Below are 11274 nucleotides of genomic sequence, written 5' to 3' on the forward strand. Positions count from 1 at the left end.
GGATGGGCTTAGCGACGTTCGCATCCGGCCTATACTCGGTGGGCATGGATACCCGAGGCTGGATAATCGCAATTGTGGGCGCCGTCGCCGGCGCCCTGTTTTTTGGATGGTTGCTGCGGATGTTGGGGGTGAGCGGCTTCGCCTACACCGTGCTAGTGCTGGTCGGCTCGGCCGTCACCTCCGCCATCGCAGGCAGGTTACTGCGTTAATTAGATGAGCTCGAGCACGGCCTTACCGACGCCCGCGGCGCTCATCGGGTTCTGCCCGGTGACAAGGAGACCGTCGACAACGACGTGCTCGGTCATCGGGACAGCGCCCTTGCTGTACTCGCCGGCCTGCGCGCCCAGCTCGTCCTCGAGGCTGAACGGGACGTTGTCCGCGCGGCGGGCCACCTTCTCCTCGGCCCAGGTGAAGCCGGTGACCTTCTTGCCGTCGAGCAGCTTGGAGCCGTCGGCGAGCGTCACGTTAAGCAGACCGGCCGGGCCGTGGCACACGGCGGAAACGATCTTTCCGGCATCGGCGAAGCTTGCCACGGCCTCGCGCACGGTCTCCGAGGTGAAGTCGTACATCGTGCCGTGCCCGCCGGTGAGGTAGATCCCGTCGTAGCTGTCCTTGTCCACGTCGGCCAGCGCCGGGGTGTTGTCGAGGCGCTTCATAAACTCGCCGTCCTCGTAGCGCTTGTCGGTGTCGCCCATCCCGATCACGGGCGGCATCAGGCTAACGGGATCGAGGGGGACAACGCCGCCCTGCACGCTCGCCAGGTCCACGGTGTGGCCCGCTTCGGTCAGAACGTCGTAGAAGTGGGTGTACTCGCCCAGCCAGAGGCCGGTGCGGTATCCAGAGGTTTGGTAACGGTATGTGCTTGTTGCTACTGCAAGGAATTTCATTGCTCCGACCATAGCACCGTCGCGAGGCGCGCGGAAGACCCTCGATCGGCTACACTTCGCACCCATGTCGACAACCACTTCCGCCCCGAAACGCGGGCTTAAATCCGACCCGTTGATCTTTTATACGTCGGTCGGATTCATTGCCCTCTTCGTCGCGTTGACCGTCGTGTTCGGCGACCGCGCCCGCAGCGCCTACTCGGCCATCTCGGGTGCGCTGATGGACAACTTCTCGTGGTTCTACATCGGCGGGGTCTCCGCCGTCCTAGTCTTCCTCATCGTCATTTTCGTGTCCAAGTACGGCAACCTGCGGCTTGGTGACGATGACGACGAGCCCGAATACACCCTGCCCGTCTGGTTCGCGATGCTCTTCGCCGCCGGGATGGGCGCGACGCTGTTGTTCTGGGGCGCGGCCGAGCCGCTGCACCACGCCTACAATCCCCCGCGCGGTGACTTCGAACCGATGAGCCGCGAGGCCATCAATCAAGCTTTCGAGTTCACCTACTACCACTTCGGTATCCACATGTGGGTGATTTTCACCCTGCCTGGCCTGGCCATGGGCTACTTCAGCTACAAGCGCAAGATGCCGGCGCGTCTGTCGTCGCTGTTCGCCCCGCTGCTGGGCTCGCGCGTGTACGACTGGCCGGGCAAGCTTATCGACGCCTTCGGCATCATCGGCACCGTCTTCGGCATCGGCGTCTCGGTCGGCCTGGGTGTGCTGCAGATTTCCGCTGGCATGAACATCATGTGGGGCGTGCCGCTTGTCACCCCGGTCCAGCTGGGCATCATCCTGGCGATTACTGTCGCCGCGTGCCTGTCGGTGGCCTCCGGCTTGGACAAGGGCATCAAGATCCTGTCCAACCTCAACATCGCCGCGACCGTCGTCCTCATGGTGTTTGTGCTGCTGGCCGGACCGACGCTGAAGTTGATTGGGCAGGTCACCGAGTCCTTCGGCATCTACGCCAACTCGCTGCCTGAGCTGATGTTCTGGGTCGATTCCTATAACGACAACCCGGGCTGGCACGCGACGTGGACCGCGTTCTACTGGGCGTGGACGATTTGCTGGGCGCCGTTCGTGGGCATGTTCTTCGCCCGCATCTCTAAGGGCCGCACGGTGCGCGCGTTCATCGGCGGCACTTTGCTCCTGCCGACGACCTTCGACCTCATCTGGTTTTCCATTTTCGGCCGCGCCGCGACCGAGATCGAGACGGCCAACCCGGGCGTGCTCACCGGTCCCGTGGTGGAGCAGGGTGATACTCCGCGGGCGCTGTTCACGCTGCTGTCCCAGTACCCGCTCTACGGCATCGTGGGAACGGTGGCTCTGATTGTCATCATTTTGTACTTCGTCACCTCGATGGACTCCGCCGCGATGGTGATGGACATGTTCGCCTCCGGTGAGGAGAACAAGACGCCGACGTATTACAAGGTCGGCTGGGTCGTGGCCATCGGCGTGGTCACTGCGGCCCTGTTGTTTATCAACGACACCGGCATCCAGGCGCTGCAGGAAGTCGTGATCATTATCGCGCTGCCGTTCTTCATCCTCTACTTCTTCATCATGTTCGCGCTACTCAAGGCGATGAACGACGACTCCGCCGCGCGCCGCCGCGTCCGTACCCGCCAGTGGGACAAGACCGACAGCGCCGAGAAGCTGGAAGAGGCGGAGAACCGCCCCGCGCCGGGTTATGACGCAGAAGGCAACGAGATTGCCCGTCCCGAGCTGGAGTACGACCTGGAGGAGGGCGGCTGGAAGCTGTCGGAGTCGCTCATCATCGAAGGCGACCTCGCCATCGGCGGCGAGGTGGACCAGGACTGGAGCGGGGAATCAGAACCGGCGTTTACGATCGTCGACGAGGAAACCCCGAAGCGCCGTTAGAGCACCTGGTCGGCCCAGCTCGCCAGGCCCTCGAAGCTTGACGACGCCACCGCGTGCTCGCGTTTCGGAATCCGCCCGGCCCCGGCCGCCAACGCTCCGGCCTCGACTGCCAGGCGCATTGCGTTGGCCATCGCCTCCGGGTCCTGGCTGCGGTTGATGGCGCTGGCCAGCAGAACGCCGGAGCAGCCGAGTTCCATGGCGAGCGCGGCGTCGGAGGCCGTGCCGACGCCAGCGTCGATGAGCACGGGCACCTCGGCGCGCGAACAGATCAGCTCGATGTTGTGCGGGTTGAGGATGCCCAGCCCGGTGCCGATCGGCGACCCGAGCGGCATCACCGCCGCCGCGCCGATGTCCTCGAGGCGTTTTGCCGCCACCGGGTCGTCCGAGGTGTAGGCGAGCACGGTAAAGCCGGCGTTGATGAGCATCTCGCAGGCGTCGACGGTCTCCACCACGTCGGGCAGCAGCGTGCGGTCGTCGGCGATGACTTCGAGCTTGACCCAATCCGTATGCAGTGCGTCGCGGGCGAGCTCGGCGGTGATCACCGCGTCGCGCGCGGTTTTGCAGCCCGCCGTGTTCGGCAGTGGCGCGATACCGAGTCGGCGCAGCAAGTCGAAAACCGACTCACCGCTGCCGCCGGCGGAGTGGCGGCGCATCGCGACGGTCGTCAGCTCCGTGCGGGAGGCAACCAGGCAGCGCTCGAGCATGTCCATCGAGCTCGCGCCGCCGGTGCCCATGATGAGGCGGGAGGAAAACTCCCGGCCAGCGATAGTAAGCACCTGCCCTAGCCCCCCTGGACTGCGGTGAGGATGTCCACGCGCGCCCCGTCGGCAAGCTGCGTCGACTCCCACTTCGAGCGCGGGACGACGGCCGAGTCGATTGCGACGGCGGTGCCGGCGTCGGGAACATCGCCGAGCACCTCACGCACGAGCTCGCTGACCGTCGCCGCATCGGTGTCTCGCGCGGTGTCGTTGACCAAAATGTTTCTGCTCATTGTGTCCTCCTGTGGCGCATCGGGTCGCATGCACTCAAGTCTAGGCAGGGCTTTTGCTTCTCGACGAGCTCCGCTGCGCACCGCGCCGCCAGCGCCGCCAGCAAAATCCCGTGGCGGAAGTACCCGGTGCTGACAACCACGCGCTCGCTAACACGCCCGAGGTAGGGCAGATCGTCCGGCGTGGCGGGCCGGGCGCCCGCGCCGGCCTCGATGAAATCGCAGTCCTCAATGCCGGGCAGAATCTCAATCGCGTCGCGCAGAAGCTGGTACACGCCCTGGGCTTGCGCGTTTGCGCGGCCGTCCTCGCGGCTGGTTGCGCCCACGGTCAGCGTCGCATCCTCGCGCGGGATGACGTAGATCGCCCTGCCCTCCACCACACCGCGGACCACCCTGGTGGCGAGCGGGTCAAGGTGTTTCGGGGCCCGGAGCTGCAGGATATCGCCGTAGACCGGGCGCAGCTGCAGCGGGTTTTTGTCCCCCTCGTCCCACCCGGAGATGTCTTTCGCGCCGAGGCCGGCGGCGATGACTACCTGCTGGTGCGCAAGATCGGAAACGTCAGTGACCTGCTCGCGCACGAAACTCACCCCGGCGTTGGTGCAGGCGTCGATAAGCGCGCGCGTCAACAGCCGCGGCCTGACCTGGTGATCGCCGCTGCTGAGCACCGCCGAGGACAGCGCGGGAGACAGTGCGGGTTCCAGCGCCCGGGCCTGGCGCACCGTGAGGCGCTGCGCGTGCACCCCGCGGGCGTGCTGGTAGCTGAGCAGATCGTCCAGAAAGGTGCTGTCGGCGCGGTCGCGAGCAACCACGAGGGTGCCCTCGGTGCGGTAGCCCGTCGGCAGGTCGGAGTACTTCCGGCACAACGCGATCAGCTCCGGGTAGCGGCTGGCTGAGGCCTGCATCAGCGGTAGAAGCGGGTCTTGCTTGTACACCACCTCTGAAGCCGGCGCGAGCATTCCGCCCGCGTAGTGGGAGGCGCCGCGGGCTGGTGCAGGGTCGTAGACGGTGACCGAATGGCCGCGATCTGCCAGGGTTAAGGCGGTGCTCAACCCGATGATTCCCGCGCCGATGACGGCGGTTGGCGTGCCAGACATGGTTCCATTGTTCCACACGAGGGGGGCGGAATCCGGCTCGCGCCCGAGCGCGCGAGGTTGGAGTTTACGTAGGGTTGAAAGGTGTAACGCAATCGCCAACACGTAAATCTTGAGGAGGATTTCATGTTCACCAGGTCTCGCAACGATGTGGAAAAGGTTGAGTGGGGCGGAGGGACCTCCGAGCGCGTGCTCACCGCGAAGGACAATATGGGTTTCGCGGTGGCGCACACCGTGGTGCGCGCGGGCACCGAGTCCAAGCTGCAGTACCGCAACCACCTGGAGGCGTGCTACTGCATCGGCGGCTCCGGTGAGGTTGAAGACACCGAGGGCAACATCTACCCGATCACGCCGGGCACCATCTACGTGCTCGACGAGCACGACGCCCACTACCTGCGCGGCGGCAAGGACGAGGATCTGATCCTGGTCAGCATCTTCAACCCGGCGATCACCGGCGACGAGAAGCACACCTTAAGCGAGGACGGGTTCAGCTCCTACTAAAGGCATCTCTGTGAGGCGCTAGGGAGACAGGTAGTGAAATGCACCCCGCGGGGTAGCGCGACAGTACTAAGCTGTCACCAACGTGATGTAACTCACATTCATAGGCGGATTCGAGGTACGCGATGTCCACTGTTGAAACCACCACAGCGCCACAGCGTAAGTCCGGCATGTTTGGGCCGGGGCTGCTCATCGCGGCATCGTTCATCGGCCCGGGTACGGTCACCACAGCCACGGTGACCGGCGCGAGCTACGGCTACGCGCTCGTCTGGGCGATTGTTTTCTCCATCGTGGCAACGATCATCCTGCAGGAAATGTCTGTGCGTCTCGGACTCGCGGCTCGCCTCAGCACCGGCGAAGCGCTGCGCCAGACGTTTAATTCGCAGATTGTGAAGTGGCTGATGATCGTCCTGGTCGTTTCCGCGATCGGAATCGGCGGCGCTGCGTACGCCGGGGGCGACACGACGGGAACCTCGCTCGCGATCGCCAGCGTGACGGGGTGGTCGCAAGTGCTGCTCTCCGTCGGGGTGGCCGCGGTGGTGCTGGCCTTGCTGCTTTCGGGAAGCTACGCGCTTTTGGAAAAGGTGATGACGGTACTCGTGGGCATCCTGGCGCTGACCTTCGTGATCACGGCCATCAGTGTGGGGCCCGACCTCGGGGACATGCTGCGCTCCACCTTCATGCCCAGCGTGCCGGACGGCGCTGTTCTCTCCGCGGTCGCGCTTATCGGCACGACGGTCGTTCCCTACAACGTCTTCTTGCACTCCAACCTGGTGCAGGAAAAGTGGGGAGACGAGCCGCGGGACCCCGCACTGAAGAAGGCGCGGATAGACAACGTTGTTTCCATCAGCCTCGGTGGTTTGATCACGCTGGCGATCGTCGCAACGGCCGCTGCGACGATGTTTGCGCAAGGACTTCAGGCGGAATCCGCCGCCGACCTCGCCGAGCCGCTTCGCCCGATGCTTGGCGACGCCGCCCCGTGGCTGCTCGCAATCGGCCTGTTCGCCGCGGGCATGACCTCCGCTGTCGCCGGTCCAATGGGCGCGGCGTACGCGATCTGCGGCGTCATGGGCTGGCCCACGGACATGAAGAGCCAGCGCTTCCGCGCCATCGTGGTGGTCGTGGTCCTGTGCGGCGCGGCGATCGCGATCTCCGGGTTCAACCCGATCCAGGTCATCATCCTCGCCCAGGCCGCGAACGGCATCTTGTTGCCCGTCATCGCGTTTTTCCTTCTGATCACGATGAACAACAAGCGTCTGCTGGGCGAGCACGCGAACTCGCTGGTGGGAAACATCGTCGGCGGGCTGATCTTCCTGATCACACTCGTCCTCGGCGGTCTATCGCTCGCCGACCTGTTCTAACTGTCAGCGCCGCAGCCGCATCATCACGTGCGGGATGCCGGCATCAAGGAATTCCTCGCCCTCGGCGACGAAGCCGAAGCCGGTGTAGTAACCCACCAGCCCGGATTGGGCCTCGATAACAAGGCCGCCGGAGAATCGCTGGGTGTAGGCGATGCCGGTGCGCACGATCTCATGGCCGAGGCCCGTGCCACGCGCAGCTGGGGCAACGACGAAGCGGCCGAACCGGCTGCCGGAGTCGGTGGGAAACACCCGTGCGCACCCGAGCAGCTCGGCCGGATCCTCATCCGACCACGCCAGAAGGTGGCGGGTGTCCGGGTGCGCGTCAATGTCGTCGATCTCAGCAAACGGGCACTGCTGCTCGACGACGAACACGTCAACGCGAAGCTTGAACAGGGCATGGGTCTGCAGAGCGGTAAGCTGCGCCAGCGGCGAGATCGCAATCATGGCCCCAAGCTTAGGCGCGGGAGAGGTAGCCGGTCTTAATCTGGGTAAAGCGCACGACGGCTGAGGTCAGAGCCAGGGCGGCGAGCACGAGCAGGGGCACCGTCGGCCCGGCCAGCGGCTCCAGCCACTGCAACAGCGGCGGCAGGGCGAATCCGATGTAAGTGCCCACGTAGTAAATGCCGAGGACGCGGCCGCGCGCGTGGAGGGGAGCGTATGTGTCGACGTCGAGAAGCCCGTCGCGCAGGCACAAACCGTACGCCGCACCCAACGCGATAGTCGCTGCGACGAAGGCTGCGAGCGTGGGGTTGGTTCCAGCGAAGCCGGCAATCGCCAGTACCGTCGCGGAGCACAGCGCGCCGATGACGCCGGCGCGCGGGCCCCAGTCGAAGCGCCTGCCCAGAGCCTGGAGCACAAGCGCGGTGCCGAAACCGAGAACGGCGGCGATTCCCGGCATGAACACCCCGGTAGGGAAGTAGTGGGCGACGCGAGCGGCGAGCCCGACAACCGCGGTAGTGATGGAGGCGAAGACCCACACTGCCACCGGCAATGCCGTCGCCAGCGCCTTGGTGGATGAGCGCTGCGCCGGTGCCGCGGCGGGCGCTGGTGCGGGGCCGTCGGGGCCCTGGGTTACCGCGTGGTGGGGTGTGTCGCCGATGACCAGGGAGACCACGATGGCCAGCAGCGACAGAGCGAATTTCACCGCGTAGAGCTCCCAAATCCGCGACTGGGCATAGGCGAAAATTCCGGAGAAGATCGGCCCGAGGGCGAAGCCGGAGGTCAAAAAGATGCCGGCGAGGGTCGCACCTTGCGCGCCGCGGAGCCTCGCCGCCCACGCCGTTCCCGCGCTCACGACAAGTCCGACGCCGAGCCCGACGACGAAGCGGCCCGACAGCAGGGCGGCGGCGCTGTGCGAGAAGGCAAGGCCCAGGTTTCCGAGCGCGGAGACGATCGTGCCCGCAATGACAATCGGGCGGCCTCCGAAGCGGTCGGCGAGGATCCCGCCGGCCAGAAGGCACGGAAACAGACCGGCTGCGTAGATTCCGTAGGCGCCGTTGACCAGCAGCGGCTCGAGGTGCGCGCGCTCTTTAAGGGCCACGAGAACGGCCGCGAAGTGGTTCGCGGCCCATCCTGCCGTGACGAGGAAAAAGATGACGTGTAGAAACTTTGCGGCTGGACATGGGATTAATCTGCTGCGCCGCGTTCGAACTCGGAGAGTACGCGCGCCACGTAGGCGCCGGTGTCCTCGGCGTTCATGATGCCGCGCACCAGAGCGAGCCGTCGACGCCGGTGGAGGCGAGCTCGGCGGCGTCGTCGACCGTGACATCGCCGATGGCTACGACGGGCACGAGGGACTCGGCGACGAGGGGCGGTAGCCGTCGACACCGAGTAGCGGCCGGCCCGAGTCCTTCGTCGGGGTGGCGCGAAACGGCCCGGCCCCGACGTAGTCGATGTCTCCAGCTAGTTCATTGGCGCGCGCACGAGCTGAAGCGTCCCCGTGGTCAGTCCGATGATCGCTTCCGGGCCGAGTAGCCGCCGGGCAACGCGGACGTCGAGGTCGTCTTGGCCGAGGTGGACGCCGTGAACACCCTCGTCGCACAGGGCGAGCGCGACGTCGACGCGGTCGTCGATAAGCACGCGCGTGGCGGGGTTGGCCTCGCGCACCGCGCGGGCGACCTCGCGGCCGAGGGTGTAGAGCTCGCGCGCGGAGATGGGTTTGCTGCGCACCTGGATGACACCGGCTCCGGCGCGCGCGGCGTCTCGCGCGCGGGCGACGATGTCGCGCTCGCTACCGCTCCCGGTGACAAAGTAACAGCGCAGGTCGAGCTCGCACTTAAGCATGTGCGGGCCTCGGTTCGATCGCGCCGGTGCGCCCGTAGGCGATGCGGCGGTGAACCCACTCGAACGGGCCGGGGTGCGGGTGGCCTCGAGGACGGAGGCAAAAAGCAGCGTGATCAGCAGACGAGCAGGCCCACCCCGAGCTTGCCGGTGACGTTCCGTCCAGGCCGAGCCCGAACCCGAACGGAGAAGCGAGGATGATGAACAGCAGCGATTGCGCGAGGTAGCCCGACATGGAGCGCTTGCCCAGCGCGATGAGGGGGTAGGCCCAGCGGGGCGCCGCGTGCGCCTGGGCGGCGCGCTTTTGCATCCCGTTTGTCGCCAGCGCGAACGCGGCGAGGATTCCGGGGCCGGTGAACGGCCCCCAGGACTGGTGAGGATCCAGAAGAACTCCTCGAGGCCCGGGTCGATCACCCGATCGCCGCGAGACCCCACGGAAGCCCGAGCAGCAGGGTGATCGCCACGGCGACATAGACCCATTGCCGCAGAATAGCGCGATGCTTATCGACGTTCACCAGGTAACCCTCCGTCGCCCAGACGTAGCCGATGATGCTCAGCCCGCGAGAGAACCGACGCGAAGGGGATCGAAGTGAGCATCAGCATCGCCGCGGAAAAGTTGGCGCTGAAATAGTCACCCACGGTTAACAGCTCCGTGGTGGGGGCGCGCATATCGGGCAGGGCCCCGGGCTCGAAGAAGTACACAGCAAAAGCGCCGGCGGTGCCGGTAACGGCGAAAAGAATCCAGCAAGATGTAGGCGATCAGGCGCAGCCACTTCGCGCTGACGGTGAACAGTAGAGCCATGAGCACGCCGATGAGCCCATAGGTGAGCATGATGTCGCCGTAGAAAAGCGCGAGCATGTGGATTAGCCCCAGCGCAGCGAGGGTGCCGTAGCGGCGCAGAAGCACCCGGCGCGCGTCGCGCAGCGGGTAGTGCTTGCGGTACAGGCTCGCCACCACGAGCCCGAAGCCGAAGCCGGCAGCGTGGAAAACATCGGCAGGCCGCGCACGTGAACGAACATTGCGGAGAACACGGCGAAGAAGGCGTCCACCCGCTCGAGGGGTCGACGCCGCCGAGGGTGTCTCCTGGGCGCCGCGCTGGAGGTGCCGGTGGTGACCAGGCTTGGACCGAGTTGGCTGCGGCGATGCCAGCAGGGAGACGCCGCGGGCGATGTCGGGGAGGAGCAGCCTCTGCTTCGCGGGTGTTTTGTCCATGCCCATAACCTACTCGGGTGGCTTACTCGGGGAGGTAGACCTGCGAGCCGTGTTCGCGGAAAACATGCGCCATGTGCTGCTCGCCGAGGACGGCGTCGACGGTGGGCATGCCCAGGGATTCGATGGTGTCGCCGAACTCGTCCCGGATGTCCTGGGAGATCCGCATCGAGCAGAACTTCGGCCCGCACATGGAGCAGAAGTGCGCGGTCTTGGCCGGTTCGGCGGGCAGGGTCTCGTCGTGGTAGGCGCGCGCGGTATCCGGGTCGAGGGAGAGCGCGAACTGGTCCTCCCAGCGGAATTCGAAGCGGGCCTTGCTCATCGCGTCGTCCCAGTCCCGGGCGCCCGGATGCCCCTTCGCCACGTCGGCGGCGTGCGCGGCGATCTTGTAGGTGATCACGCCCGTCTTCACGTCGTCCTTGTTCGGCAGGCCGAGGTGCTCCTTCGGGGTGACATAGCACAGCATCGCGGTGCCGCCCGCGGCGATGTTGGCCGCACCGATCGCGGAGGTGATGTGGTCATACCCCGGGGCGATGTCGGTGACTAGGGGGCCAAGCGTGTAGAAGGGCGCCCCGCCGCACCACTCCTTTTCCTTGTCGTTGTTGATCTGGATCATGTCCAGCGGCACGTGGCCGGGGCCCTCGATCATCACCTGGACGTCGAAATCCCAGGCGCGGTGGCACAGCTCGCCGATGGTCTTCAGCTCGGCGAATTGGGCGGCGTCGTTGGCGTCGGCCACCGAGCCGGGACGCAGTCCGTCGCCGAGCGAGAAGGCGACGTCGTAGGCCGCGAAGATCTCGCAGAGCTCGTCGAAGTTCTCGTAAAGGAAGGACTCCTTGTGGTGGGCGAGGCACCAGCCGGCCATAATCGAGCCGCCGCGGGAGACGATGCCCGTGACGCGCCGGGTGGTCAGCGGCACGAACGGCAGGCGAACTCCGGCGTGGATGGTCATGTAGTCCACGCCCTGCTCGCACTGTTCGATGACGGTGTCGCGGAAGATGTCCCAGGTCAAATCCTCGGCAATGCCGCCGACCTTCTCCAGGGCCTGGTAGATGGGCACGGTGCCGATCGGGACGGGGGAGTTGCGGA

Annotated in this window: 13 protein-coding genes and 1 pseudogene; 4 read left to right on the forward strand and 10 right to left on the reverse strand. The window is 65.9% G+C overall.

The features are described 5' to 3' along the window. Positions 1–44 precede the first annotated feature (44 nt). Complete coding sequence (locus BLS40_RS10830) at positions 45–209, forward strand: glycerol dehydrogenase (RefSeq protein ID WP_092151971.1); 165 nt, start codon at positions 45–47, stop codon at positions 207–209. Here BLS40_RS10830 and BLS40_RS10835 read toward each other — a convergent pair whose 3' ends face one another. Then, positions 210–887 carry a type 1 glutamine amidotransferase domain-containing protein gene (locus tag BLS40_RS10835; protein ID WP_092147138.1) on the reverse strand — a complete coding sequence of 226 codons (678 nt, stop codon included), beginning with the start codon at positions 885–887 and terminating at the stop codon, positions 210–212. It lies immediately after the preceding gene. A gap of 64 nt (positions 888–951) precedes the next feature. On the opposite strand from BLS40_RS10835, the gene BLS40_RS10840 reads away from it, so the two are divergent. Continuing rightward, entirely contained in the window at positions 952–2757 is a 1806-nt protein-coding gene (locus tag BLS40_RS10840) for a BCCT family transporter (protein ID WP_092151961.1), read from the forward strand. Here BLS40_RS10840 and BLS40_RS10845 read toward each other — a convergent pair. From BLS40_RS10845 to thiO, 3 genes are read right to left on the reverse strand one after another with little or no spacing between them, the layout of a single operon-like run. Next, positions 2754–3533, reverse strand: coding sequence for a thiazole synthase (locus BLS40_RS10845; RefSeq protein ID WP_092147164.1), 780 nt, complete (start codon positions 3531–3533; stop codon positions 2754–2756). The two genes, BLS40_RS10840 and BLS40_RS10845, sit on opposite strands and share 4 nt — an antisense overlap. A 5-nt stretch (positions 3534–3538) precedes the next feature. Continuing rightward, positions 3539–3748, reverse strand: a complete 210-nt coding sequence (gene thiS / locus BLS40_RS10850) for a sulfur carrier protein ThiS (protein WP_092147167.1) — start codon at positions 3746–3748, stop codon at positions 3539–3541. Continuing rightward, the gene (gene thiO, locus BLS40_RS10855; protein WP_092147170.1) at positions 3745–4839 is read right to left on the reverse strand and encodes a glycine oxidase ThiO; all 1095 of its coding nucleotides are present in this window, start codon (positions 4837–4839) and stop codon (positions 3745–3747) included. Before thiO ends, thiS begins: the two co-directional genes overlap by 4 nt. A gap of 123 nt (positions 4840–4962) precedes the next feature. Between thiO and BLS40_RS10860 the strand changes: the two genes are divergently transcribed. Together BLS40_RS10860 and BLS40_RS10865 are read left to right on the forward strand one after the other, a co-directional pair. Continuing rightward, the gene (locus BLS40_RS10860) at positions 4963–5337 is read left to right on the forward strand and encodes an ectoine synthase (RefSeq protein ID WP_092147173.1); all 375 of its coding nucleotides are present in this window, start codon (positions 4963–4965) and stop codon (positions 5335–5337) included. 122 nt (positions 5338–5459) lie between these two features. Beyond that, the gene (locus tag BLS40_RS10865) at positions 5460–6695 is read left to right on the forward strand and encodes an Nramp family divalent metal transporter (protein ID WP_231908462.1); all 1236 of its coding nucleotides are present in this window, start codon (positions 5460–5462) and stop codon (positions 6693–6695) included. A 3-nt stretch (positions 6696–6698) separates the two neighbouring features. Here the strand turns inward: BLS40_RS10865 and BLS40_RS10870 are convergent, their stop codons facing one another. The 6 genes and pseudogenes from BLS40_RS10870 to thiC all read right to left on the reverse strand — a co-directional run. Beyond that, positions 6699–7139, reverse strand: coding sequence for a GNAT family N-acetyltransferase (locus tag BLS40_RS10870; RefSeq protein ID WP_092147176.1), 441 nt, complete (start codon positions 7137–7139; stop codon positions 6699–6701). A gap of 10 nt (positions 7140–7149) precedes the next feature. Then, positions 7150–8322 carry an MFS transporter gene (locus BLS40_RS10875; protein ID WP_092151963.1) on the reverse strand — a complete coding sequence of 391 codons (1173 nt, stop codon included), beginning with the start codon at positions 8320–8322 and terminating at the stop codon, positions 7150–7152. Continuing rightward, a pseudogene (locus tag BLS40_RS10880) lies at positions 8322–8978 on the reverse strand (thiamine phosphate synthase). Before BLS40_RS10880 ends, BLS40_RS10875 begins: the two are co-directional and overlap by 1 nt. After that, positions 8971–9285: a DUF418 domain-containing protein gene (locus tag BLS40_RS10885; protein WP_231908464.1), complete on the reverse strand. Its 315-nt coding sequence runs from the start codon at positions 9283–9285 to the stop codon at positions 8971–8973. The pseudogene BLS40_RS10880 and the gene BLS40_RS10885 overlap by 8 nt, the downstream one beginning before the upstream one ends. Positions 9286–9606: 321 nt before the next feature. Further along, positions 9607–10188 carry a DUF418 domain-containing protein gene (locus BLS40_RS10890; protein WP_157672482.1) on the reverse strand — a complete coding sequence of 194 codons (582 nt, stop codon included), beginning with the start codon at positions 10186–10188 and terminating at the stop codon, positions 9607–9609. A gap of 22 nt (positions 10189–10210) precedes the next feature. Further along, positions 10211–11274, reverse strand: a 1064-nt coding sequence (gene thiC / locus BLS40_RS10895) for a phosphomethylpyrimidine synthase ThiC (RefSeq protein ID WP_157672486.1), incomplete at its 5' end; no start/stop codon positions are given.

This window comes from Corynebacterium mycetoides (genome assembly GCF_900103625.1).
GTDB lineage: Bacteria > Actinomycetota > Actinomycetes > Mycobacteriales > Mycobacteriaceae > Corynebacterium > Corynebacterium mycetoides.